Genomic DNA, 25,855 nt, shown 5'->3' with positions numbered 1-25,855 from the left:
GTGTCTGTCGAAAGTGGAAAGAGACCGCAAAAGCAAAAACGGATTCCGATTTTGAATTCTAAAAAACGAAAATCATAAAGAATCGGATTTTGTTTTGCATTGGAGCCTTGAATTTCCGGCTTCCGAATCAGAGTCAGGGTTATTAAACGCTCCATATCGAATAAATCAAGCGGGAAACGAAAAAATGAATTGCCCGCTTCCATCGGATTCCTTATAGCTAAACCCTGAAAGGAAACGACTGGATTTCTCGTTATGAAACTCTCCGAAAAACACGTCTTAGGTTTTCACACTGTCTTCACGATCATCGCAGCAATCATTCTTTTGAGTCCTGGAAATCTTTCCACGGGTTGGAGAATGTTCTGCATCGTTCTTGTTTACAACGCCGGACTTCCTCTTTTTTCTAGCATCTGGACTCACGAACGTTGGATGGATCTCTGGTTCTTTCTTCTTCCCTTAAGTTTTTTTCAGATATTCCCCGATTGGTTTCTCTCTCAGGTGATAGGTTCTTTGGAATTTCCGGCGGACGGATTTCCAAAGATAGGAACGGTTTCCGGTTATATGGCGGGGCTTTGGGTCATTCCTTTGTTTCTTTCGACGTTTATCTCGATTCGTTATCGGAAAAGGGTTTCCGACGCGCCTGCGATTCAGAGTTATTTGATCGGAGGATTGGTTGCGTTTTTGATTTTTTTAGGTTCGGAAGAATTTTCTTATCTCATTCCCGTTTGGTTTGCAAAAAACGTTTTTATGATCGGGCATATCGCCGTTTTTGTTTTGGTTCCTGAATTCATTCTTGGCGCTTTTACCGCTTATGCGTATCACGTTTCCGAATACGCGTCTCTTCCGGAAAAGGTTCTCTGGGCCTTTTTGACGATGTCTGTTTATTTAGGCGCTCTTGCCGTTTTCTTTTTGTTGATCGAAGGAAATTCTAAAATTCCTCTTCCCATGTAAGAAGAATCGCGAACGCCCGATAAGAAAAAGTCGAAAGACTTCCGCGGAAGATTTTTCCGATTTCGCTCTTTTCCGCTCCTGGAAATCCGATCTCATGGAAAATGGAAAGAAGGAGTTTTTCGGAGAATTGGTTCGAGGAACGGTCTACAAACAAAGAAGATATCCGCAGTTACATTCAAAATATAGAATGCGTTTCTTGAGATCGTTTGTCTTTTCGAGTTTTTAGAAATCTGGGGTATTTTGTGTGAGTTCCTACTTTTTAAAGATCAGATTCTAAAATGTGTGAGTTCCTACTTTTTAAAGATCAGATTCTAAAATGTGTGAGTTCCTACTTTTCAAAGATCAGATTCTAAAATGTGTGAGTTCCTACTTTTCAAAGATCAGATTCTAAAATGTGTGAGTTCCTACTTTTCAAAGATCAGATTCTAAAATGTGTGAGTTCCTACTTTTCAAAGATCAGATTCTAAAATGTGTGAGTTCCTACTTTTCAAAGATCAGATTCTAAAATGTGTGAGTTCCTACTTTTCAACCGGCGCCTTCCGGATGAAATTCGGAAAAGAAAAGGGTCTTGGTACGATTTTCTCCGTTTTCAGTCCGAAAAAGGACCTCGTATTTTGCTTTTCAGGGGAGGCCTTTGCAGGAAATCATCGGAAGTGAGCCCTTTCAATGAATGTTCAACAGAAATTTATCCGTAACTTTTCCATCATCGCCCATATCGACCATGGGAAATCCACTTTGGCTGACAGACTTTTAGAGATCGGTCAGGTAACAAATGACAGGACAAAAAAGGATCAAATTTTGGATTCGATGGATATCGAGCGCGAAAGAGGGATTACGATCAAGGCGAACAACGCAACTTTTGATTACCTCGCGGACGACGGCAATACTTATACGATGAATCTTCTGGACACTCCGGGGCACGTCGACTTTACCTACGAAGTTTCACGTTCCCTCAAGGCCTGCGAGGGAGTTCTTCTGATCGTGGACGCAAGTCAAGGAGTGGAGGCTCAGACTCTCGCAAACCTCTATCTTGCGATGGAACAGGATCTCGCGATCGTTCCCGTGATGAACAAGATCGATCTTCCCGCGGCCGACGTGGAAAAAACAAAAATTCAAATCGAAGAGAGTTTGGGACTCGATGCGGAGAACGCCGTGGCCATTTCCGCGAAGACGGGACTCAACGTAAAAGCGGTCCTGGAAGAAATTACAAAACAAATTCCTGCGCCCCAAGGAGATCCGGACGGACCTCTCAAAGCTCTGATTTATGATTCTTATTTTGATCCTTATATGGGTGTCGTGATCAAGATTCGTGTGTTCGATGGAAGAATCAAAAAAGGGGACCGATTCCTCATCATGAGCACGGGAAAAGATTTCACCGTCAACGAGGTGGGAATCAATCGAATCACTCTCACGCCGACGGAAAGTTTAGGCGCGGGTGAAGTGGGTTATCTCATCGCCGGGATTAAAAAAGTTTCCGATGCGAAGACCGGAGATACGATCACTCTTTTTTCCAATCCCACGAAGGAATCGATTCCGGGTTACAAAGAAGCAAAGCCGATGGTTTTTTCCGGACTCTATCCTATCAACGGAGAACAGTTCGACGAACTCGTGGATGCGATCGAAAAACTGAAACTCAACGACGCGGCTCTCGTCTTTGAAAAAGAAAGTTCGATGGCTCTCGGATTCGGATTTAGAGTGGGATATCTCGGACTTCTTCACATGGAAATCGTTCAAGAGCGCTTAGAGAGAGAATTCAATCTCGACCTGATCACGACCGCGCCTTCCGTAAAATACATCATTCGGAAAAAGAATGGAGAAGTAGAAGAGGTGGACAACCCGTCCCGTTTTCCCGATCCGATCGCGATCGAATCTACGGAAGAACCCTATGTGAAGGCAACGATCATCACTCCGAACGAGTATGTCGGAAACATCATGGCCCTCGCCAACGACAAGAGAGGGATTCAGCTCGACACGGTCTATCTGACTCAGGACAAGGTGCAGCTGACTTACGAACTTCCTCTCGCCGAACTTATATTCGAATTTTATGATAAGCTCAAGTCTTTCACGAGAGGTTATGCGTCCTTGGACTATGAGCCTTCCGGCTACAAGGCCTCCCAGCTCGTAAAAATGGATATTCTCGTGAACGCGGAACCGGTGGACGCCCTTTCTATGATCGTTCACCGGACGAAGGCTGAGCAAAGAGGAAGGGAGATCATCGAAAAATTAAAAGATCTCATTCCAAGGCATCAGTTTATGATCCCGATCCAAGCCGCCGTCGGAGGAAAAATTCTCGCAAGAGAAAGTATCTCCGCGCTTCGCAAAAACGTCACCGCGAAGTGTTACGGCGGGGACATCACTCGTAAGAAAAAACTTTTAGAGAAACAAAAGGAAGGAAAGAAGAGGATGAAGCAGATCGGAAACGTAGAAATTCCGCAAGAGGCGTTTTTAGCGGTTTTGAAAACAAGCAACTGATATTTTTTCCGCGCTTCGATCTCTGTTTCGAGGCGTTTTTTCTTACTCGATGCGCTTTTTTAAGTTTTGTAATTTTCTTTCGTAATCGTGCCTTTTTTTCTTTTTGCGCCCTCGGCTGAAATGGAATTGTGTCTTGCTCCTTTTTCCTTGCCATTTTGTTATGCGAAATGCTTTTTTCGTTTTAAATGAAGTGAAATTGGAATGAACTTCTAATTCGCGCCCGTAAACATTTTAGCGGAGAGGATCGATTTTCTAATCCATTTTCGATCTAATCCGATCGACGGTTTGAATCGAGAAGGGCCAAGGTTTGGCATTGGAATTCAACGGATTTTACCGAGCAAAGGTATTATGCTTTTTTGAAAATAACTCAGGAATTGAATTTCCTTTTGTAAGTTTTTTAGAAATTCTTATCCTATGGATTTTTTTTAAGCGAACGAAAATCAAAGGAAATATTTTTTGAATCCTCTCGCTTCTTTTTTTACCAACTCTCTCTTGCGTCCTTTGGAAATCAGAGAAGTCATCGTTCGTTCGAAACAAAGGATTTCGATTCTCAGAGACGATCGACTTGCGTTCGGGATCGGTACGAAATTTCGAAAATTCTTCGGGATTCATTCCGAGATGGAAAGCAAAGGAATCCGTACTGTGATTTTACAAGGAGAATTGCACAGCAACTTGGTGGCTTCCTTTTCTCTCTTGTTTCGAATATTCGGTTATCATGTAAGAACGATCGCCTATTCTCGAGATCCGAAAAGAATCAGCATGAACGCTCAGATTGTAAAAAAGAATTCGCACGTCCTGGAAACTTTTCAGTCTCGCTCCGATTGGAAGGCGGCATTACTTGAACTAAAAAAGAACTTCTCTGAAAATCCTGAAGCGGACGAGAATCGATATCGAATGAAGTATAAAAATTCTTTTCAGGATCCGAATTCTTCTTTTGAAGCCGTAGCTTTGATTCCGGAATACGGTTTTGGATTGGAAGCCTCGCAGGGTTTAAATTCACTTTGGGAACAGATTCCGATTTTAGAATTCGATCATCTGGCGATCGATATCGGATCCGGTTTGACTTGGTTGTCCGCTCGGAATTTTTTTAGAGATAGGATTCCGGTATCAGGAGTCTCCGTCGGTCTTGATAAAAAGAAAATGATTCCCTGGTTGAGGGAGAAACAGGAAGAATTGAATTTTTCCGGATTTGAAATCGACGAAGAATCGATTTGGGCATCGGAAGACGGGAACGGATTCGGTTCCGCGAGCGCAAATATATTAGAATTCAATCATATATTCTATCGGAAACATTCCGTTCCGATCGAGCCGATTTATTCTGGAAAATCCCTCTATTCGATTCGGAAGAAGATGGAGAGATCGGAAATTTCCGGAAGAATTCTGTATCTCCACCAAGGCGGTCTTTGGAATTTTTTGGATTCTTTTTTACCTCTCAAAGAAGAGAAAGTTTGAAAGTAAAAAGAGAACTTGTGGAATTTGAAAGAAGTCCGACAAGGAATTGAATTTTTCTTAAATTCGCTGATTATGAAAAAGTGATTCTCGGGTTTTGGTTTTCGGTTTTTGACCGAAACGATGGAATGGGGTCGATGATAACCGGACTATGAGGTCTTACTTTGTATCGGTTTTTCCATTTTGAGAAGAATATATTGTAACTCCCGTTTTGAAGATCATTCGCTATAAAACCAATCGTTCCCGGATGCACAAAAAAGCCGCCTTTATGAGGGGCGGCTTGCGATTCTTCTTTGATCCAAAGAAGAAGTTTAAGAAAGGATAAAATCCTTGTTCATCGTACGGATAAAATCCCTTTTGATCGATTTCGGACAAACGGCTTCGCACTCGTATTGGTTTGTGCAGTTTCCGAAACCTTCTTTGTCCATCGCGTTGATCATCTTTTTCACTCGATCCTTTTGTTCCACCTTTCCTTGCGGTAAAAGTCCGAGGTGAGTGATCTTTGCAGAAACGAAAAGCATCGCGCTCGCATTTTTACACGAAGCGACGCAGGCTCCGCAACCGATACAAGTCGCGGCATCCATTGCGATGTCGGCATCTACTTTAGGAATCGGTAATGCGTTTGCATCCGGAGCGCCTCCGGTATTGATGCTTACGAATCCGCCCGCCTGAATGATTCTATCAAAAGCGCTTCTGTCTACGACGAGATCTTTGAGAACGGGAAACGCTTTCGCTCTCCATGGTTCCACGTAGACGGTGTCTCCGTCCTTGAACGAACGCATGTGAAGCTGGCAAGTCGTCACGCCTTGGTGCGGACCGTGCGCTTGTCCGTTGATCATCAGGTTGCACGAACCGCAGATTCCTTCCCTGCAATCGTGTTCGAACGCGATCGGCTCCTCTCCCTTTACGATGAGTTCTTCGTTGACCACGTCCAACATCTCCAAAAAAGACATGTTCGGAGAAATATCCTTTGCGTCGTAGTCTACGATCTTTCCCTTTTCTTCTGCGCTCTTTTGTCTCCAGACTTTGAGTTTCAGATCCATTATTTATAACTCCTTGTTGCGAGGTGAACGTTTTCGAACTCCAGCTTCTCTCTGTGTTCGGTTGGTTTTTTTCCGACTCCGTTGAATTCCCAAGCGGTCGCGTGACAGAACTTGTCGTCGTTCCGTTTCGCTTCGCCTTCTTCTTGGTATTCTTCTCGGAAGTGACCTCCGCAGGATTCTTCCCTGGTCAATGCGTCGAGGCAGAGCAATTCTCCGAATTCCAAAAAGTCCGCAACTCTTCCCGCTTTTTCAAGCGATTGATTTAAGTCGTTTCCGCTTCCGGGGACGTTTACGTTTTGCCAGAATTCTTCTCTGATTTTTGGAATCTCCGCAATCGCTTCTCTCAAACCTTTGTCGTTACGCGCCATTCCGCACTTGTCCCACATCAGTTTTCCGAGTTGTCTATGAAAGGAATCCACGGTTCTTTTCCCTTTGATGGAAAGAAATTTCTTCGTAGTTTCTTCCGCGTCGGAAAGAGCTTTCTTCGCTTCCGGATGGTCTTCTTTCGGATGAGAATTGAATCCGACTCCCGCGAGATAGTTTCCGATCGTATAAGGAAGAATGAAATATCCGTCCGCGAGTCCCTGCATCAGCGCCGAAGCTCCGAGACGGTTCGCTCCGTGATCCGAGAAGTTCGCTTCTCCGATCACGAAAAGGCCGGGAAGATTGCTCATCAAATTGTAGTCTACCCAGAGTCCGCCCATCGTGTAGTGAACCGCAGGATAGATTCTCATAGGCTGTTTGTACGGGTTTTCACCGGTGATTTGTTCGTACATCTGGAAGAGGTTTTCGTAACGATCTCGGATCTTCGGTTCTCCGAGACGTTTGATGGAATCCGCGAAGTCGAGATAAACTCCTTGTCCGGATTCTCCCACACCAAGTCCCGCGTCGCAGGCTTCTTTCGCGGCGCGTGAGGCGATGTCGCGAGGAGAAAGGTTTCCGTAACTCGGATATTTTCTTTCGAGATAATAATCTCTTTCCCCTTCGGGGATATCCGCAGGATTACGTTTGTCGCCTTTGTTTTTCGGAACCCAGATTCTTCCGTCGTTTCTGAGAGACTCGGACATCAGAGTCAACTTGGACTGATGATCTCCGGAAACCGGAATACAAGTCGGGTGAATTTGCGTATAACAAGGGTTAGCGAAGAACGCCCCTTTTTTGTGGGCCTTCCAAGTTGCAGTTACGTTACAACCTTTCGCGTTCGTGGAGAGAAAGAATACGTTTCCGTATCCTCCGGTTCCAAGCACGACCGCGTCCGCCATGTGAGTGGAAAGTTTTCCGGTGACAAGATCTCGAACTACGATTCCTTTTGCGTGACCGTCGACTACGATCAACTCGACCATCTCGGTTCTCGGATACATCTTCACGGCTCCGAGTCCGATCTGACGAGAAAGAGCTGAGTAAGCTCCGAGGAGAAGTTGTTGTCCGGTTTGACCTTTTGCGTAGAAGGTTCTGGAAACTTGGGCTCCACCGAAAGAACGGTTTGCCAAGTGGCCGCCGTATTCTCTCGCGAAAGGAACTCCCTGCGCCACACACTGATCGATGATGTTTACCGAAACTTCCGCAAGACGATGCACGTTCGCTTCTCTTGCACGAAAGTCTCCGCCTTTTACCGTGTCGTAGAACAATCTGTGAACGGAATCTCCGTCGTTTTGATAATTCTTCGCCGCGTTGATCCCGCCCTGAGCCGCAATACTGTGAGCTCTACGTGGGCTGTCTTGAAAACAGAAAGTTTTTACGTTGTAGCCGAGTTCTGCAAGAGTCGCGGAAGCCGAAGCTCCTGCAAGACCCGAACCGACTACGATGATATTGAATTTTCTCTTATTAGCGGGGTTAACTAATTTGATATCGGCTTTGTGATTGGACCATTTTTGTTCAATGGAGCCGCTTGGAATTTTAGAATCTAAACTCATGAAAGTTTCTCCAAAAAATTACGGATGAACGTATCCCAGCAAAATCGAAAGCGGGATAGAAGTGTTGCCTATGAAAATGATCAGAGCAAAGAGGATCGCTCCGGCTTTGATCTTTCCGCTCAAGGACGGAGTGCTCAAACCCAAGGTTTGAAACACGCTCGCGACGCCGTGGCTGATATGCGATGCGAGTAAAACCATCGCGAAGATATAAGAACCTGTAACGATCGGATTTTGAAAACCGAGGATGACCATCGTAAACACGTCGTGTCTTCCCTTCGAATCGGTCATCGCAAAATGATCCGGATTGGTTACGCCTAACGTGAAATGGAGAAGGTGATAGGTGAGAAAGGAGAGAATCAAAAGACCCGTAAGAGCCATGGTTCTTGATGCAAGGGTCGCTTGCACCGTATTCTGCTTCGAATAGGGAACGGGACGGGCTTTTTTGTTTTCAATTGAGAGCGTTATCGCGTAGTAAACGTGAATGATAAAGCTTACGATCAGAATGATTCTGGCTACCCAGAGAAGGGGGGCGATGTCCCTAAGCGCTTGGCCATATGCGTTGATTTTTTCTTGTCCGAGGAAGATCTGAAGATTCCCCAGCATATGAACAACAACAAAGCCGAAATAAACAAGTCCGGTTACTGCCACGAGAGTTTTTCTCCCGATGGAAGACCGGAGATATCCAGCCTTTAAATCCATTTCATTTTCTCCTGTTTGATTGGTGGAAAGAATTCATCGAAAAATTAATATGATTCGAAAAAGATGGGCCGAAGCTCGATCTCTCTTAAATTAGGGTAAAAAAGCGAGTTATGACGAAAAGCATTTTTATTTTGAAGGTGAAAAATTGATACTCGAAGGGAAAGTTATTAAGATCGTTTCTCAATTAGAATTCGATTTGAGGACATTCGTTCTAAATCTTCGAATTGTGCGATGCGTAACGAAAGGTCAACCAAAACCGACTGGGATAAAAATATGAATTCATCCGATCCATTTCAAAACCTCTATCAGAAATCCTTTCGAAAGGGAAGCGCGACTCCGAAAGCTACGAAAGAATATTCCGAAAATTCTTCTCTTCAAAAAAAATTCAAGACGGATGAGAATCTCCTAAATCCCTATTTTAACTTTCGAGGCAGAACACTTTCTAGGATCGCCTTCGGGTGTTATCGAGTCGGGCTCGAATCTCCCGATCATAAAAAGGCGCTTGAACTTTCTCTCCGCGAAGGTTTTAACGTGATCGATACTTCTTCTAATTACGGGAACGGGGAAAGCGAAAGCCTCGTCGGCCGGGTGCTCGCCGCAAAGATCGAAAGCGGAGAGTTAAAACGCGAGGACGTATTCATCGTCACGAAGTCGGGTTATATTCAGGGAAGAAATCTACAGATCGTTTCCGAACTTGAAAATACGGATCGTGAATTTCCGGAGATCACCTACTATCAGGAAGGGTGTTATCATTGTATCCATCCGGCGTTTTTGGAAGACCAGCTAACGCGTTCCCTAAAAAGAATGGGTCTGGAAACCGTGGACGTTTTTCTGCTTCACAATCCGGAATACTTTCTTATGGACCGAGAGAAGCATAACGTTCCTGAAACAAAGGCCAAGGAAGAATATTACAAAAGGATTAAGAACGCTTTTTTATTCCTCGAACAAAAAAGGAAGGAAGGCAAGATTCAATTCTACGGAATCTCCTCGAATACGTTCCCCGAAAATCCGGAAAAATATACGTCCACTTCCTTATTGAAAGTTTTGGAACTCGCAAAAGAAATACAAACGGAACTCGGTCTGGAAGAATCCGGTTTTGCGGTCGTTCAGTTCCCCGCCAATCTTCTGGAGAGCGGATTCTTAGAAAGAAAGTTCGAAGGAAAATCTCTGATCGAGATCGTAAAAGACAACGGACTTCTTCCACTGGTCAATCGGCCCTTGAACGCGATCTCGAGTCAGGGAAGTATCTTTCGGCTTTCCTTCGATCCGAAAGAAAGTCAGGACGAGGTTCTCAAAAACGTAAAAGATAAATTGAATACAGTTTATTCTTGGGAAGAGGAATTTTTGCGGATACTGCCGTCGGGATCTTATAAATATACGTTTCGAACCGTGACGGAACCTTACCTGGACCAATTTCAAAATCAGGATCATCTTTCCCAGTTTTTGGAAAGAACGGTGATTCCGATCCTGCAGCAGCTGATCTCGCAGATCGAAACTGTGGCCGGTGAACAAAAACAAGGAGAATACATAGACAAACTCAACGAAGCTCTTCCGCTTCTGGAAAGATACGTCCATTTTCACAACATCAAAAATTCTAATATGCTCTATGAGAAAATCGTAAAGTTTTACCCTCGATATGCGGGTTGGAATCTTTCGGCGGCGGCTTTACACTTACTTCATTCTTCGCTCAAGGAAGGAGTTGTACTTTTGGGTATGCGGAAAGAATCCTACGTTCAGGACGCGGAAGGGTCGTTTGCCGCGCCTTTGACGCCGATCCAAGAAAAGGACTGGAATCGATTTGAAATTTGATCCGGAAATCGTCGCCATTTTCGACGTAATTTCCGCAACATCCGATCCGGAAAAAACCGTGGACTTCGCTTATCAAAACGGCGAAAGGCTTTTTAGAGAGGGGAAATATTTCGAAGCGCACGAGGTTTTGGAATTTCAGTGGAAAAAGGATTTCGGGCCGAGAAAAATTTTTTTACAGGGAATCATACAACTCTCGGTTTCCCTTCATAAAATTTTCGTCAAACCCAACGGACGCGGTTCCAGAATGCAGGCTACAAAGGCCAAGGAAAAGTTGGAGTCGGTATTACATTCTCCGGCGTTAAGCGAAGTCGGTAAACGGGAGACGTTAGACCTTCTTTCTTCTTTGGATAAAATTTTGGATCTTTACGAAGGAGACGAACTTCTCGCTGAAAAAGTTTCTACTTTCAGTGTACCGAGTCTTCCGAAAGACTGGCGAGAATTATTTAAGGTGCATTCATGAGCGGAATCGAGAGCGGTTTTTTTCAATCGGGCGGTTATAACCTCGCCTATAAGATCCACAGAAACGGAAAGGACAACGCGCTACTTTTGTTCCACGGCTTTCAGGACGCGTCGGACACCTTTCTCTATCAATTCCAGTTCTTATCCCAACATTTCGATATATATCGTTTTGATTATAGAGGTCACGGAGACTCGGATTGGCTTAGGGAAGGGAACTATCATTTTATACAAACCCTAGTCGACGTAAAAACGTTTATATCCTCGTTTCTTCCGGAGAAGTTTCATATCTTAGGACATTCTATGGGCGGAGGAATCGGCGCCCGTTTTGCGGGGATTTATCCGGAAAGAATCCGGAGTCTTGTCTGTTTGGAAGGGTTCATGTCCATTCAAACGCCTGAATTCGAAAAGAAACGTCTGAAAGCGTGGTTGGATACGATCGAAAACAACGAAGTCGGAACCAAGGATCGCAAGAATAAAACCTTCTCGAGCATCGACGAAGTCGCATCTCGACTCAAGCCCGTATATCCAAAATTGGATTCTTCTAAAATCAGGGATCTCGCGGAGTATCTCACAAAAAAAACGGAGCGGGGATTTCAGTGGAAAAACGATCCCTTGTACAAGCGCGGTTTTCCGTTTGTTTTTTCGCCGTATCTGACGCGTCATCTCTGGGAATGTATCGATTCTCCGACCCTGATCATCTATGGAAAAGAAACTCATCTGATGCCGGAAAACAGGGAAGAGATCCTTTCGCACTTTAAACATTTGGAATATATCGAGATGGAAAACGCGGGTCACAATATGCATCACGATCAACCGGCATTTCTGGAAAAATTGTTAAGCGCATTCTATAAAAAACACGGTCTGATCTCCGATTGATACCCGCTCTTATAGTACCTTTTTTCCGAAGGACTCATAACTTGAAGACAACTCTCGGTTAGGCGTTTCTCTAGGAATGGTCCGTTTTTTGAAAGTAACAAAAGTTCAGATTACGATTCGTTTAATTTTAAAGAGAATTGTTTCCTCATTCTTCAGGTTGCTTTCACTTTGATCAGAGAGATTTTCCTAGTCCGGTCATTATCCGTTTTCCAATTTTAAAAAGTAATTGATATCAGATCAATAAATCGTATATGATTTCAAGGATCGATTTCACGCTTTCGAAATCATGCGCATTTTTCCTTTCTAAACAACGGAGATCCTTTTGAAAAAAAATACATACTGTTCCATTCTTATCTTGTTTCTTTTTTTCGTTTCTCAATCCCTCTGGAGCGCGCAGACGATTCTGCTTAAAAACGGAACGTCGCTCAAAGGGGATGTCACCGGACAAAACGAGAAAAATATCACGATTCGTCTCGCGGACGGATCGGTGAAGACCGTTTCAAAAAAATCGATTTTGAAAGTGGTTTATCGGGACGTAAACGAAGAAGAAGCAAAACGAATTCGGCAGGAAGAGGAAAAAAAATTGAAGGAGGCCAAATCCGCCGATGAAAAAAAACAAATCGAAGACGAAGCGATCGCGACGAAACCGGATTTCAAAGCTCCTCGTAAGGGAGATCGCAATCGTTGGAGTCTTGTTTGGCGATCCGCGCTTTTGCCCGGTTGGGGACACTACAAAGCGGAAAGAAAAAAGACCGCGTATGTTTTCGGTGCGCTTTTTTGGACGGGATTGGCGGCGACCTTTTCCTCGGCGCAAAAAGTAACTCAGTCAAAAGCCGATTACGATCAGGCAAGTTTGAATGCGCAGGTTCTGGGAGGGAATAATCCTTTTTTGGCGGGCCAGATTCTTACAAACGGAAAGAGAGAAGATTATAAAAAGGCAGTAGATGATTATCAGAAAATTTCGACCATCACTGCAGTCATTTATCTGATTCAACTGGCTCATGTTTATTATACCGGAATTTCCTGGGAGGAAGAGGAGGTTGCGCACACCCCGCAAGGTTCCATTCTCAAGAAAGGATTTCAGATGGATTCCATGAGGGATTATAATTCTTTGCAAACCGGTTCCAGCTCAAACTTCGGCTGGAGAGCGGAAGCTAAATACAATTGGTTTTTTTAAGGGTACGATTTATGAAACGAATACTTTTGATTCTTTTGATCCTCTTTCAATCTCAGTGTTATAAATTTGAAGAGAATGCCTTGGATCCCAACGGAATTCTCGGTATCATCCGTACGATACTCGGAGTGAATACTTTCGGTTATACGAACTTTATGCAAAACCAATATCAGGCTTTCCAGAGAGTGGACGTCGATACTTATATTTCTTATTCTCGAAGGACCTTTGACGGGACGGATGATCCGAGAAACAGAATCGATCTTTTCATTGCCAGAGAAAATTCCACGGATGTTATTCCGACTAACGTTCCGATGGTCGGGGGACAATTTGCGAATATGATCGGATTCGGATATATTCCGGGAAATGCGAGTAATAAATATCTGATGTTTTTCGAAGTTTTAAATCCGACTTCTCCTCCCGATTATTATTACTGGGTTGGTTCGGTCTTACCTTCCGCGGGCAGCCGGATGACTTTTACTCGGTTTTCGACGGTCATCGCGGGGGAGATTGTCGTAGGAATCGGAAGTTATAACGCAGGTGCGGCTGAGAAGATCGTTTTTTGCGAACAACCGGTGAGCGCCAGCAGCACGACCTGTTACAACATGGACAGCGATTTTTCGAATCGTGTTACGATCACTGCGCCTATTAATACGAAATGCACCTTTGTCCTCAACAATGGAAGTTCCGGAAATTGTGTGGACATGATATCCGGTAATAACCTTTCCTTTTACGCAACAATTGGAACTACCGCTACCTTTGCAACCTCCCCAGTCAGCTTGGTATCAAATTACAAGTCGGTTCCTTACAGTACCTTTTTGGGAAATTTTAACTTTTACATAGAACGCGATTTGACCTTATCGCATTACATCGAACATACGAATGATTCGATCAGGATCACTTCCACAGCGGGCGATCTAACTTCTTTTGGAGCTCTTTCATCCCCAGGAAACTCCAATCAACAGGCTCTTCCCGCACTGGGTATTTTAGATACCGACGTGATTTTTCCCTTAAGAGGACACAACGGCTCGTATTTGTCTTTTATCGCGAATACGAGTCAGGGGATGAGCAAACCTTTTCTGTACCGTACGACCGATTTCGGCGTTAACTGGACGCAGATAAATACAAGTAGGTTCCCATTGCCTCCCTCAATCTATGATACCGACCCGACGCCCAGCAATACCGCAACATTCGGTTATTTTGTAACGATGGCTAGTGGCGAAAAGTTGCATATCTTCAGCAACATAGAAGGGGACGCCTTGCGGCGTTATGTTTCAACCGATCTGGGTGTAACTTGGTCAGTGCAGGAGACCATTTCTCCGAGTGCGGAATAAAAAAATTCTGTCTCTTTAGAAAAAAGGCTTGTACTTTCATACGGCTCCTAGAACATCCTTTCAACAATTTTAAGGAAGTTTCCATGCAAGAACAAGCTGCAAAGTTTAAGAGTCAGTTAGAAAGATACATCAACTATCGGGGAATCGATATCGTCCTGCATCTCAAAGACGGGTCTCGTGTGGAATTGGATCGCAATCGAAAACTGGTCGGCGAACAGATCGTTTATTTTCCGACTAAAAATCTTACAAGCGCCGTGGAACTTACAAGCATCAGCAGAGCTGAATTTTTCGTAGCTTAAAATTTCATAAAGTTCTAAATCGTTGAAAAAGGAGGCTCAAAGCCTCCTTCGTTTAACATGTCCGTTAAAAGGAAATCGATTTCAGTCTTCGAATTTTACGACCCAGATGGAAAGCAGTTCTGCGACTAAATCTCCGTCGTGATCGATCGACTTAGATACTAAACGAACCGTGGAACGTTTTTGTTCCGTAATTTCGCTGAAGATCCTTATTTTCCCGGAAGTAACGCTCTTTCGATACTTGATTTCAGCCGTTCCAGTCGCCATAAACTTGCACTTTCTTCCGGAAGATTTGATCCAAGCTGCCATCGCGGCTCCGGCGGAACTATCCATCGCCGCAAAGAGCGCCGCCCCGTGAACGATTTTCACCGGGTTGTGAAACGTTTCGTCCACTTCGATTTCATATTCACTCTTACCTGGACTTGCGTTCAGCGCTCTGTAACCGAGTTTTCGAGAGAATGTATCCTGACTTTGAAAAAACTGAATGAATTCCGGAGAATGAACGTCCGGCATGGATTGAAAAGGATTCATCTTACTTGATAGACTTTTTGTGAAGCTGGGTTTTGTCAACGCGGAGCGAATCAATTTCTCATTTTATAAATTTTTAATGGTTTGCTATTCAAATTATTAAGAATCTTTTTTGAAATGCAAAATGACAACTTTGCAGCGTTAGGTGATATCGAATTTTATATTAGAATTTTTTTCTAAGAAACCGGACTTTGTTTTGAGTTTGTTTTTATAAAAGAGCAGGTTAAACTTTTTAACGTTTTTGACGCCTTTTGCAGGAGATTCATGGAAGTTTTTATTTTCAATTTGTTCCTCCGTCTATTTGGGTCTATTTCATTTTGCGTAAAATCGAATTCTAAGATTTGAAAGAATTTAAAACGGCAGAATATTAGATAAATAGACTGATCGTAGTGGTCCTTAGAAAAGTATAATTTTCTTCGTTGAATGGGCGGTTGCAAGGATATCGAGGGTAAGAGATAGTTAGAATGGAACGATCGACTCCTACATGGCGGATGGGATTTGAAATTTGAGATTCTTGTATGCCTAAATGATTTTGCTTTCTCAGAGAGGGAAGATCGAAAAACGAAAGATTACATTTCTAAAGTTTGATCGACGTGTGAGTTCCCACCAATTGCGTCGTATGGATTCTTTTAGGGAGATTTCCGATCGTATCGTGTGTGAGTTCCCACACTTTAAGATCTAATAAAAAGTGCCCGCGTTATTCTGAGCAAGAATGTGAAGAGGTGGGCCGCTTCAAAAGAGAGAAATTTGTAGGATGTCTTACAAATGAGAATTCTACAAGGTCGCCTTTGATCTAAAAATTAAGACGGTCGCGGTGTTTGGAGGAAAGAAAGCGATTCTCTTTTTGTGGATCGATTCTTTTGCCGAAGAAGGTAAAGATCGAGAAAATGAGAATGTCGAAGTTGATTTCTTCACAGAATTATTTTAGAGAAAATTCTTCAGAAATTGAAAACCTCCGAAGAACGTTATCTGCTTCTTTGATTCTAAAATTAAGAAAGATCTCGAATCAGATCCTCTATTTCCTGAACCTTGCTAAAATCTCTTTCGGTGTAATTTAGATAGAGATCGTATTCGGATCCTGAAATTTTTTCGCAACGGATGACTTTCACCGGGATTTGAATCGCGCCGGAAAGACTGATCGTTCCGAGTTTGAGTTCTAAAACCGTTCCAGGTTCCACCGGAGTGTCGGTTCTGTGAAGCAGTCCTTTCAGAATGTTCTCAGATAGCCGAAGACTCTGATCGGCCAGTTCGCTCAGATATACGGTAATCGTGTTGGGAATTCTGTTATAGTGCATGGCACAATGGTAAAAGGCGCCAGCCTATGAAAGCAAGTAAAATTCAAAAAATTCTTTCTTAGTCTCGATGAATTTTATATTACATTTCCATTATGTTTTCTTTTTGGCAAATTGCTTTTACCTTCGGCAGTCTGTTCAGTAAAGAATCCGGGTTTTGATCGAAAACGGGTGTTTTTCTATTTTTTCTTTGAGTTCGTCTCCGACACTTTTGTCGATTACCATCGAAAGATATCCGATTTCCGCGCTGGTACCTAAGTGCTGAGAGCTGATGTTCGCGCCGATTTCGGAAACCATGGAATTGATATCCTTTAAAAATCCGGGCTGATTCTTATGAACGTTCAAAATTCTATATTGCCCGGAAGGAAGGGGCGTGATTTCTAAATTCGGAAAGTTAACGGAGAATGTAGTGGATCCGTTGTTCACAAACTTCACGAGTTTGCTCGCGACTTCGGAACCGATATTTCTTTGCGCTTCCTCCGTGCTTCCTCCGATATGCGGAGTTAAAATCACGTTAGGCAGGTTTTGCATCGGAGTTAGGAAGGGATCGTTGTTCGATTCCGGTTCTTCCGGAAACACGTCGATTCCCGCGCCTGCGATATGTCCCGCCTTGATCGCTTCTGCGAGCGCTTCCAGGTCCACGACCTTTCCGCGTGAAAGATTGATCATATACGCGCCTTTTTTCGTGACTTCGATTTCCTTTTTTCCATAGAGATTTGTCGTCTCTTTTGTTTCGGGGACGTGGAACGAAATAAAATCGGAATTTCTCAAAAGTTCTTGATAACTTGCCACCGGAGTCGCGTTCCCAAGCGGGAGGACGGTCTGGATGTCGTAGTAGATTACCTTCATTCCCATCGCTTCCGCGAGTACGGAAACCTGGCTCCCGATATGTCCGTAGCCTACGATTCCTAAGGTTTTGCCTCGGACCTCGAAACAATTCTTTGATATTTTGTTCCAGATTCCGGAATGCGTATTTCGGATATGGTCCGGAATTCTTCTCGCGAGCATGATCACTTCCGAGATCACGAGTTCTGCGACGGATCTTGTATTGGAATAAGGCGCGTTGAAAACCGGAATCCCTTTTTTTTCAGCTTCGTTTAGGTCGACTTGGTTGGTTCCGATGCAAAAGCAGCCGATGGTCAGGAGTCGTTTTGCTTTTTCAAGAACCGGCGCGGTCACGTTTGTTTTGCTTCTGATTCCAAGGACGTGGATATTTTCGATTTCGTTTAAGAGTTCCTTTTCGGAATAGGCAGCCGGAAGGAGACGGACGTTGAAACCGTCGTTTTTGAACATATTGAAAGCGTCTTGGTGAACGTTTTCGAGAAGAAGGACGTTGATCTTATCTTTTGGAAATGAAATCATAGGTACCTACCAGGGTTTCAAGGGTGCGCTTCTCTGAAAATTGAATTTTTCCTTTAGGATCTTCCGATTTCGTTTTTGAGGTTCGCCCTTTCTTTTGGAGATTCGAATCTTCATCACGATATGACAACGACTTTGAATCGGCAAGACCCCGATCAAAGTTTTTGTAAGAGTTCCTACATTTGAGACTTTTTATACGGAAAAAGTAGAATCCCAAAGATTGAGAAACGTCTCCGACGTTCTTTCCTACGACCGAACTTGGCGCCAAAAAAAGATCAAACGGTTTTCGAGGAGACTCACAGTTTCGCAGAAACCGTTTGGATCGAACAAAAAAACTGTCCTAATAACGACAAACTTTCGGAAACAAAAACCCCACCCACAAAGGAAGGATTTGTTTAAGATTGGGGCGAAATCCCTGCAAACTGGAACGAAGTTCGAGGTTTTGAATGCAGCCGGAATTTTCTTTCAAAACGCGGCTCTCGGGAAAAACTGGGGAAAAATCCCTCGGGGGTCCCTTTGAAGATTCAAATCGTTTCTCTCCTTTTCTGCGTCTTTCTCCTTTCAGGAATTTCCTGCTCTTCTGCGAATGTGATTCAAACACCGGAACCTGCGTTGGAACAAGTTCTCTTTCATTCGGCCCCTCTTTGCCCTGGATTTCACCTTTTTTGTTTTCAAGGCGATACCAAATCGATGAACTTTCGCGGAGTTTATAAGAATTCGAGCGGTGAAAAATCTTTATTTTTGGATTATTTTCTCAGTTCTTTCGAGGTCAGTTTTCCGATCGGAGTTGCCGTAAAGTTGGACGGGGTTTGGTACAATCTGAGGAAGGTAGGCACCGATTATTCGGATTCGATGAGAATTTCATCTTCCATCCCGGCCGAAGTAGCCGACAAGATCCTAAACGCGAAGGAGATCGTTTTTAGTTTTTCTTCCCGCGAGAAAACGACCAATCAAACTTTTTCTTCGGGTGAGACGATTCGATTCCAGACTCTCCTAAAAAATCTTCGTGAAAGATTGGACGCTCAATCAAAATTGAATATTCTCAATCCCTAATTGATCCGCGAATTATACTCGATACGGACTTTAAGTCCGTTCGCAAGAATTTTTCAGTGCGAACCGTTTATCGGACGAAATGGAATTCTTCTTTGGATCATACGGAGAACCGACGCTCGGAAGGTGGATCGAATTCTTCTTAAAAGAAGAGTGAGCGTAGGATCTCCTATTCTCTGACTAATTTTTTAACGCTGTCCAAAGTAGGGGAAAGCCAATCTTCCAGGAGCGGATCTTGTCCGATCGCTTCCTTCTTAAACATTAGATCTTTATTGGACATGGCGATTTCGGAAACCTCGTTGATCTTTCTCGCGGTTTCGATCGCTTTCCAATAGTGTTTTAATGCTTCCGCCGTGTTTCCTTGTTTTTCGTAAACGGCGCCGATATTATTATAAGCGGCCACTAAAGTTTGATAGACTTCCTGGTGATACGGGTCATCGGGTTTGGGAAGTCCCATGTTCAGAAGTCGTTCTTCCATGTCGTCTTGGACTTTGAGATAATTCCCGAGACTTGCTTTGTATTGGCCGGTGTAATAAAATGCGTTCGCCTTTCCCATCAAAAGCGTAGAATGATTGTATTCGTCCTCGTCTTCAAAGCCGGACCATTCGTTTAGGGACGCGGCAAAATCACCGCTCATATAATCGACCCAACCCTTGAAATAACGAAGTTCTCTCTGGATTCCCGCAGGAAGAGGGGTTCTCCATCTGCGAATGAGGGTGAATTCGTTTTCATCCGTTTGAACCGCTTCCGCTTTGGAAAATCCTTCCAGGGAATTTTTGAGTTCCATCGATCTCGTCTTTGCGACCGAATCCATCTCGGTTCTCGCGCGGAAAGGATAGATCTTCCTTCCGGGGAATTCCGTAATCTTATCTTTTTCGTTGATCCCTGCCGCGGAAAGATACTGGATTCTCGCCTTGTCGAAATAAATTCTTCCTACGTTACCTTGGATCAGAGTTTCGTCTTCTTCTCTCGCTCCGTAACCTTGTTTGAAGTTTTCGAAACGTTGGATCGCTTCGTTTAACAATTTGTCCGCTTCCCCGAAGTTCGCGAGACGGATCGCGTTTTCGGCGAGTTCTGTCGCTGCCAAATAATGCGCCGGATCCAGTGTAGCCGCTTTTTCAAAAAATCTTCTGGCTTGGATCGATTCCTTGATCGAAGCAAAGTATCTTCCTCTTTGATAATAACCTTCTGCGTAGTCGGCGCCGTCCCTTTCGATTCCGGTTACGGAATCTTCTTCCGTTTTATGATAGATCAGATCCAGAATTTCAAGGGCGTTGTCGTTTACTTCCATTCCGGAAACCTGATCGACAGGATTGATATTATAACGAATTCTTAATTCTTTTTTATTTAAGTCCGTATAAAAGGAGGCGAGTTTGGAAAGAACATATAGAGAAAGTTTTTTCTCTATATCCAAGTTGTTTTTGATTTGTCTATGGTGATTGATCACAAACTGAGGATTTCCGTCCTCCTTCCACATTTCGATATAAGTGGAGAGAAGACCGCCTTGGCCGACAGGGCTGGAAGGATCGATTTCGACGATTTTATTGTAAAAGGACGCGGCCTTTCCGAATTCCCTGCGGTTATAGTAGATCTTCGCGATTCCCGCGGTTGATTCCTCGTCATAGGGCTCGTTACCGTCGGTGTAGACTTGTTTATAAAAGTTGATGGCCAGTTGATCGTTTTTGTATCTTCCACCGCCTAACGAGGATTCGGTGAAAGAGGGCATGATGGAAGAATGGAATCTTCCGAGATTCTTATAGGTCGCGTTGTCGTGGATTTGTTTTTCAAGACGCATCACGATATACGCGCCAGCTTTTTGAATTCTTCTTTGAATTCCGTCTTGTGCGACGAGGATCATTCGATTTTCATTTCCGATCTTTCCGGCCATCGGTAGTTTTGCGTTGTCCCAGACCTGACCTTTGGCGAGGGTAATGATGGGAACTTTTTCCCGTTTGTCCCAAGCGTTCGAGGAAGGTTCTTCGCCCCCGGCTCCGAAATCGGGACTGACCTTTCCGAAAAGTTTTTCAAAACCTCGATCGTATTCTTCGATCCGAGTGTATTCTACTCCGTAGAGATTGAGATATTTGAGATGGTTCGGGAGAATATTTTCCCCTTTTGCAAACGCGTCTTCGGCTTCGAAGAATTTTTTCTTACGCGCTTCGCTGCTCTTCGGATAAGAGCCGGCCTCTCGGATGAGAGTCAGACCTTGTTCGTAATACTGAGCCGCTTGGTTCGGGACGATGAAGTTTCTGTAAAGTAGGGTTCCGCCCACGATCAAAAAGATCGCGGCGGCGATTCCGAAAACGGTCCTTCGAATCGCTTTTTTCTGTCTCTGCAATCCTTCCTTTGTGTAAAGGGGATCGGTCGAGATGATGGGAACGCCGTCTTTGGAGAATCCGCCTCCTCTTTGAGAAAGGGAAATTGTTTCGCCCAAGACTCCCGAGAGGAAGTCCGCAATCTCCTCGGGAGAACTTTCGATCTTGATGAGTTCGAGAAGACCTTTTTGATCTCTCGGAGTCATTCTATCTTGAACGATCGCGTCGATTACCGCGCGGCGAAGAACGGGCGGATAACGTAGAATTTCTTTTTGAATGATTGCGAGTTCTTCGTCTTTGAGTCCTTTGTCTATCTCCTGTTTTTCCTCGCTCGCGAGTCCTTGGAGATCGGCTTCCAATCCGAAAGTATTTCCTGAATCGTAGTCGTCGCCTCCGGAATCTCCGTCCAGATCCGGACTGAAAGAATCAAAGGATGCGTCCGTTCCTCCAGGAATGTCGGATAACGTGTCTTCTTCCGCGGAAGGAACAAAATCCGCGAAAGGATCTTCCGAAGCGGTCGCTGAAGAAGTAAGATCGGAAAAGGGATCTTGCCCCGGAGAGCCTAAATCGCCGAAATCGGCGAACGGATCCGTCTCCGCGGCCGTCGGACCCGAGTCTGCGGGTTGACTAAAAAAATCATCGTCGCTTCCGGTCGGTTCCGGAGAAGAGGACATAAAATCATCGAAGGAATCGCCGCCGCTCGCGGAGGGTTCGCTGGAAGATAAACCAAAATCGTCGCCCATATCCGGGGTTTCCGAACCGGATCCAAGATCCGCAAACGGATCCGAGTCCGCGCCGGAATCGGGGGTGGAAGTAAAGGAATCCATCCCCGCAAACGGGTCTGCGTCATCGGAAGTGGGAGACGCTCCGAAATCATCCGCGTTTTCCCCAAAGTCGCTTCCACCGAATGGGTCCGATTCTGGGCTTTGGGTTTCGCCGCCGAGGTTCGCAAACGGGTCCGATTCCGGCGTCGCTTCGCTGCCGGTCATCTCATCCAAACCGGCGAATGGATCGGAGCTGGAAACGGGGCTTTCTTCACTCAAACCGAAGTCGTCGTCGGCAGACGGGGTTGTTTCCGGAGAAAGTCCGAAATCTCCGAAAGGATCTGCGTCGTCCGAGCTAGGGGTGGCGCTTGGTTCGGAATCCATCCCGAAATCGGAAAACGGATCCGATTCTCCCGAGTCGGAAGGAGCGGAGTCGAAGTCCTCATTTGTAGGAACCGTCTGAGAAGGTTCGGCTAAGAGTTCGTCTAAATCGATATCGTCATCTTCGATGATTTTTGATTTGGGTCTTTCGAGGGGAGGAGGCGTTTCTGTATCTTCGTCTTCTTCACCAAAGTCTTCGGATTCTCTGGGAGAATCGGGAGTTTCCTCTTCTTCGTCTGAGGAAATCGGACTTCCATATCCCATCTTTTCTCGAAAGACGGAGAGCATAGGATTGAGCTCTTCCGAAATATCCGGATTCTTGGAAAGAGGTTGGAGAATAGAACGGATTTGTTCTAATTCCGTTTCCTTGAGTGGGGTAGAATTCGCCTCTGCCATGATATCCTGCTAAATACTATCGGAATCCTTGGAAATTCTCCAATGAAAAAACTCTCTCAAAAGAACCGGAAAAACGGTGCGCAACGGTCGAAAGTCGATCCCTTTTTTTGGACGAAGAATTTCTGTCTCTTAGAAAGAATCCGAAACGCCGCTCCTGCGAACCCGAAGTTTGTCAGAGCTCCTACAAAGGATCCGATTTTTTCTTGGAAACGGATTCGTTCTTTCTCAAGAAGAATCGGATTCTTCTTTTTAAATTGGACTTTAAGAGTTTCACTCCGGACTTATGTCCGATTTAACTTTACATTCTTCTCTTTGGAAGCGAATTTCCGGATTTGCCTTATGCTTTTCGGGAAACCGATCGAATCTTTATTCAGAATGAAATCGTTTCCTAAGACAAAAATATTCCTCCTTGCATTACTTCTTACAATTACCGTTGCGATCGGCGCCGACGACGCCGGAAACTGGATCGGATCTTTTTCTTCGGAAGACTACGAAGACTTTGTGGAACCCGTGGAAAAGGAAAAGATCTACTATTATTGGCAGATGGAAAAACTAAAAAGGCCGGTTGCTCCGAGATACATTCGATATATCGATTCTTCCCTTTCCTTGGAAACGGGAAGGCTTCTCAATCGGGGAATTCTTTTCACCTTTGAAGGAATCGAAAACGAAGAAGTCTCCGTGTGCGGAAACTTTTCGCTCTGGAGATGTCTTCCTCTGAAAAAAAACGATCACGGAATTTTTTATACGGTCTACGATCCGGAAAGCAAGGACACGATTCGAGAAGAACTCAAGATCTTGGAATATAAGTTCAGAGTGGACGGTCTTTTTACCCACGATCCGTCTAACTCCGATTCGACGGAGGACGGAGACGGATCCTTGGTTTCCAGACTCGTCGCAATTCCTTCCGGACCGGACAAACACGTGACGACTCGGATTTTGGAAGATTCTCCTTACGAAGAATTGGAATACAGAACCGTCGAATTTAGGATCTTCGCTCCGGACGCGGAGATGATTACGTTAGTCGGAGATTTTAATCACTGGGATCCCGAACAGGATATTCTCAAAAAAGAAAGGGACGGGGTTTTCACGCTCATCAAAAAAATGAAATCCGGAAATTATCTCTATAACTTTGTTCGGGACGGAAAGATGATTTTGGATACGTTTAACCAGAACACTCGTCTCAGAGTCGATACGGGCGAGATTTCTTCTTACCTGATCGTTCCGGAAAGATCCTACGCGCTGGAAGCAAAATGACTTCGACCTATTTCGCGATCCATAGATAGCGAAATGCACAAAAGATACAAAGCCTAATCTTTGATTGTTCCAAAATGATTTGTTTTTTCATTGACCCCGGCTTTTCCCGGGCTTTTGTCTACTCATGGAAAAAGTCCGGCTGGGTGTTTATGCGTTTGGAATCATAGTCGTCGGGATTCTCGTATTTACGCTTTCTAAGAGCTGGTTTATTTTGGATCGAGGGGTTGAGTTGGTGGAACCGGGTTCTACCAAGGAAGAGCCGTTGACTCCCGCGGATCGAAGCTCGGATCTTCTCAATCATTCCGTCGTTCTTTGGGATCGATTCTTATTTTATCCCTTCGAGCTTTCTCGGGAAACTGTGGCCGGTACCCGGAAAACCCTCAATCACGCCCGCAATCTTACGGTAATCGATTTAGAATCCGGAAAGCCCAAAAAATTATTCAATCGGAACGTTTATATCTGGGATTATTTTACGGGAACCGACAAAGAAAAGGAAATCGGCGCCGGAGAAACTACGGAAGAATCGGAACTCGATTCCGTTCTTGCATTCGGAGTTTCGACCGGAAAAAATCTGATCCTGATCGGAATGACCGAGGATACAAACAAGGACGGATTTCTTAACCAGAGAGACCGAAAACAGGTTTTTATCTACAATCCGAGCGGAGCGACCCTTGTCGGAGTTCTTCCGAGAAAGTATTCCTTACAGAAAATTCTTCCTTCTTCCGGAAAGGAAAGACTCGTGATGATCGTTTCTTTGGAAGAGGAAAAAGAAGATCCGAAAAAAAAGAAAACGAACACAGTCAAACTTCCGGAAACTACATTCTTTATTTATGATATTCGAAACGGAAGAGGAACCTTGGTCGACAATCCTTAGGAACTCTTTTTTCATCCACCGATAACCGAATTGATTTCGAACGGGATGGATTATCCTTGAAATAGAATGGGATTTATCTTTGGAAAACGATCGGGAGTTTTTTTGATCGTTTGTGGCTGTTCTTAAGTCCCGAAATGGAGGAAGAGTTTTGCTTTATCGATTTTGAATTTTTTGTGTGAGTTCCTACAACACATACCCGATCCGGCTTTTCAGAAAAATTTGAATCGTTCCAAAGAAGTGTGAGTTCCTACTTTTTGGATTTAGGAACAAGCTCCTATTTGAAATCGTGTGAACTAAGGTAAATGGGAGCGGGACTTCGTTCACACTTTTTCGTAAAACCGGATTTTGTGGGAACTCTCACAAAATTTTGAACGAGAGAGAAAGATTGAAAAACTAGAAAACCGAGCGACAGAATTTGTGGAAACTCCCATCCTAAATCAGAATTTTTGAAAGAACGATGAATTCTGGTCTTCTCGATTTTGGAAAATGGTTTATAGGAAGATTGAATCTTTCTATAAACCTTTCCGGTGCGGAATTATTCTTCTCTGGATTCCAGCCAACGTTCGGCGTCGAGAGCCGCCATACAACCGGAGCCGGCCGCGGAGACCGCTTGCCGATAGACCTTGTCTTGGACGTCTCCGGCTGCGAAAACTCCTTCGATGCTCGTCTTGGTCGTTCCCGGAATCGTTTTGATATAACCGCTTTCGTCGAGGTCTAAGATTCCTTCGAAAATATCCGTGTTCGGTTTGTGTCCGATCGCATAAAAAAGCCCGCCGACTGCGAGTTCTTTCTTTTGTCCATTCACGGTATCTTGCAAAGTAAGCGAGGTCAGATTTTTGCCATCGCCTTTGGCTTCTTCAACTTGAGAATTCCAGATGATCTCGATCTTAGGATGAGTGGTCGCTCGTTTTTGCATGATCTTAGAAGCTCGCAAAGAATCCCTTCTGTGAACCAGATAGACCTTGGACGCAAATTTGGTGAGATGGGACGCTTCTTCCACTGCGGAATCTCCGCCGCCGACGACTACGAGCTCTTTGTTTCTATAAATCGGAAGTGGGGCGGCGCAGCCTGAGCCCCCCCACGACCAACTAGACCGCAAATGATTTTTATTGATTAAAATACATATTTTTTGCGGATCTCCAGCGCCCCGCCAGAATGGATTGGCCTTCTTGA

The 25,855-nt window shown here is 44.4% G+C and carries 20 protein-coding genes; 12 read left to right on the top strand and 8 right to left on the bottom strand.

The features are described 5' to 3' along the window. The first annotated feature begins 252 nt into the window (after positions 1-252). The 3 genes from CH376_RS16295 to CH376_RS16280 all read left to right on the top strand — a co-directional run bounded on the left by CH376_RS16295 (position 253) and on the right by CH376_RS16280 (position 4,872). Positions 253-948 (top strand): DUF6989 domain-containing protein, encoded by a 696-nt coding sequence (locus tag CH376_RS16295; RefSeq protein WP_100784473.1) that lies wholly within the window; start codon positions 253-255, stop codon positions 946-948. A 666-nt stretch (positions 949-1,614) separates the two neighbouring features. Continuing rightward, positions 1,615-3,420 carry a translation elongation factor 4 gene (lepA, locus tag CH376_RS16285; RefSeq protein ID WP_100786335.1) on the top strand — a complete coding sequence of 602 codons (1,806 nt, stop codon included), beginning with the start codon at positions 1,615-1,617 and terminating at the stop codon, positions 3,418-3,420. Between the two features lie 456 nt (positions 3,421-3,876). Next, positions 3,877-4,872 carry a 1-aminocyclopropane-1-carboxylate deaminase gene (locus tag CH376_RS16280; protein WP_100786336.1) on the top strand — a complete coding sequence of 332 codons (996 nt, stop codon included), beginning with the start codon at positions 3,877-3,879 and terminating at the stop codon, positions 4,870-4,872. A gap of 308 nt (positions 4,873-5,180) precedes the next feature. Here CH376_RS16280 and CH376_RS16275 read toward each other — a convergent pair whose 3' ends face one another. Genes CH376_RS16275 through CH376_RS16265 form a run of 3 tightly spaced genes read right to left on the bottom strand, consistent with a single transcriptional unit; the run spans position 5,181 to position 8,524 of the window. Further along, entirely contained in the window at positions 5,181-5,912 is a 732-nt protein-coding gene (locus CH376_RS16275; protein WP_100786337.1) for a succinate dehydrogenase/fumarate reductase iron-sulfur subunit, read from the bottom strand. After that, entirely contained in the window at positions 5,912-7,825 is a 1,914-nt protein-coding gene (locus tag CH376_RS16270) for a fumarate reductase/succinate dehydrogenase flavoprotein subunit (RefSeq protein WP_100786338.1), read from the bottom strand. The genes CH376_RS16275 and CH376_RS16270 overlap by 1 nt, the downstream gene beginning before the upstream one ends. A gap of 18 nt (positions 7,826-7,843) precedes the next feature. Then, a complete protein-coding gene (locus CH376_RS16265) occupies positions 7,844-8,524 on the bottom strand; it encodes a succinate:quinone oxidoreductase (RefSeq protein ID WP_100786339.1) in 681 nt (226 codons plus the stop codon). Between the two features lie 273 nt (positions 8,525-8,797). On the opposite strand from CH376_RS16265, the gene CH376_RS16260 reads away from it, so the two are divergent. The 6 genes from CH376_RS16260 to CH376_RS16235 all read left to right on the top strand — a co-directional run bounded on the left by CH376_RS16260 (position 8,798) and on the right by CH376_RS16235 (position 14,472). Further along, positions 8,798-10,333 (top strand): aldo/keto reductase, encoded by a 1,536-nt coding sequence (locus tag CH376_RS16260; protein WP_100786460.1) that lies wholly within the window; start codon positions 8,798-8,800, stop codon positions 10,331-10,333. Further along, the gene (locus CH376_RS16255; protein ID WP_100786340.1) at positions 10,323-10,793 is read left to right on the top strand and encodes a DUF309 domain-containing protein; all 471 of its coding nucleotides are present in this window, start codon (positions 10,323-10,325) and stop codon (positions 10,791-10,793) included. The genes CH376_RS16260 and CH376_RS16255 overlap by 11 nt, the downstream gene beginning before the upstream one ends. Continuing rightward, complete coding sequence (locus CH376_RS16250) at positions 10,790-11,668, top strand: alpha/beta fold hydrolase (protein WP_100786341.1); 879 nt, start codon at positions 10,790-10,792, stop codon at positions 11,666-11,668. The genes CH376_RS16255 and CH376_RS16250 overlap by 4 nt, the downstream gene beginning before the upstream one ends. 316 nt (positions 11,669-11,984) lie before the next feature. Next, positions 11,985-12,845, top strand: coding sequence for an LA_0442/LA_0875 N-terminal domain-containing protein (locus CH376_RS16245; RefSeq protein WP_100786342.1), 861 nt, complete (start codon positions 11,985-11,987; stop codon positions 12,843-12,845). A gap of 11 nt (positions 12,846-12,856) precedes the next feature. Then, the gene (locus CH376_RS16240) at positions 12,857-14,173 is read left to right on the top strand and encodes an LIC11996 family lipoprotein (RefSeq protein WP_100786343.1); all 1,317 of its coding nucleotides are present in this window, start codon (positions 12,857-12,859) and stop codon (positions 14,171-14,173) included. 83 nt (positions 14,174-14,256) lie between these two features. Then, a complete protein-coding gene (locus tag CH376_RS16235) occupies positions 14,257-14,472 on the top strand; it encodes a hypothetical protein (RefSeq protein ID WP_100786344.1) in 216 nt (71 codons plus the stop codon). Between the two features lie 81 nt (positions 14,473-14,553). Here CH376_RS16235 and CH376_RS16230 read toward each other — a convergent pair whose 3' ends face one another. The 3 genes from CH376_RS16230 to serA all read right to left on the bottom strand — a co-directional run bounded on the left by CH376_RS16230 (position 14,554) and on the right by serA (position 17,651). Beyond that, positions 14,554-15,000, bottom strand: a complete 447-nt coding sequence (locus tag CH376_RS16230; RefSeq protein WP_100786345.1) for a PaaI family thioesterase — start codon at positions 14,998-15,000, stop codon at positions 14,554-14,556. Between the two features lie 986 nt (positions 15,001-15,986). Beyond that, positions 15,987-16,292: a PilZ domain-containing protein gene (locus tag CH376_RS16225; RefSeq protein WP_100786346.1), complete on the bottom strand. Its 306-nt coding sequence runs from the start codon at positions 16,290-16,292 to the stop codon at positions 15,987-15,989. Between the two features lie 135 nt (positions 16,293-16,427). Then, complete coding sequence (serA, locus tag CH376_RS16220; RefSeq protein ID WP_100786347.1) at positions 16,428-17,651, bottom strand: phosphoglycerate dehydrogenase; 1,224 nt, start codon at positions 17,649-17,651, stop codon at positions 16,428-16,430. Between the two features lie 486 nt (positions 17,652-18,137). Here serA and CH376_RS16210 point away from each other — a divergent pair, with 486 nt between their 5' ends. Continuing rightward, positions 18,138-18,701, top strand: coding sequence for a hypothetical protein (locus tag CH376_RS16210; protein ID WP_100786349.1), 564 nt, complete (start codon positions 18,138-18,140; stop codon positions 18,699-18,701). Positions 18,702-18,867: 166 nt separating this feature from the next. Here CH376_RS16210 and CH376_RS16205 read toward each other — a convergent pair whose 3' ends face one another. Then, complete coding sequence (locus CH376_RS16205) at positions 18,868-22,554, bottom strand: tetratricopeptide repeat protein (RefSeq protein WP_100786350.1); 3,687 nt, start codon at positions 22,552-22,554, stop codon at positions 18,868-18,870. 339 nt (positions 22,555-22,893) lie between these two features. Between CH376_RS16205 and CH376_RS16200 the strand changes: the two genes are divergently transcribed. Both CH376_RS16200 and CH376_RS16195 read left to right on the top strand, forming a co-directional pair. Further along, positions 22,894-23,808, top strand: coding sequence for an early set domain-containing protein (locus CH376_RS16200; protein ID WP_100786461.1), 915 nt, complete (start codon positions 22,894-22,896; stop codon positions 23,806-23,808). 124 nt (positions 23,809-23,932) lie between these two features. Next, positions 23,933-24,682, top strand: a complete 750-nt coding sequence (locus CH376_RS16195) for a hypothetical protein (protein WP_100786351.1) — start codon at positions 23,933-23,935, stop codon at positions 24,680-24,682. Between the two features lie 535 nt (positions 24,683-25,217). Here CH376_RS16195 and CH376_RS16190 read toward each other — a convergent pair. Further along, positions 25,218-25,855, bottom strand: a 638-nt coding sequence (locus tag CH376_RS16190) for an NAD(P)/FAD-dependent oxidoreductase (protein WP_243398279.1), incomplete at its 5' end; no start/stop codon positions are given.

This window comes from Leptospira adleri (assembly GCF_002811985.1).
In the GTDB taxonomy this organism is placed as follows: domain Bacteria; phylum Spirochaetota; class Leptospiria; order Leptospirales; family Leptospiraceae; genus Leptospira; species Leptospira adleri.
The sequence above is the reverse complement of the archived record's forward strand: the minus strand, read 5'-3'. Positions and strand labels throughout refer to the sequence as shown.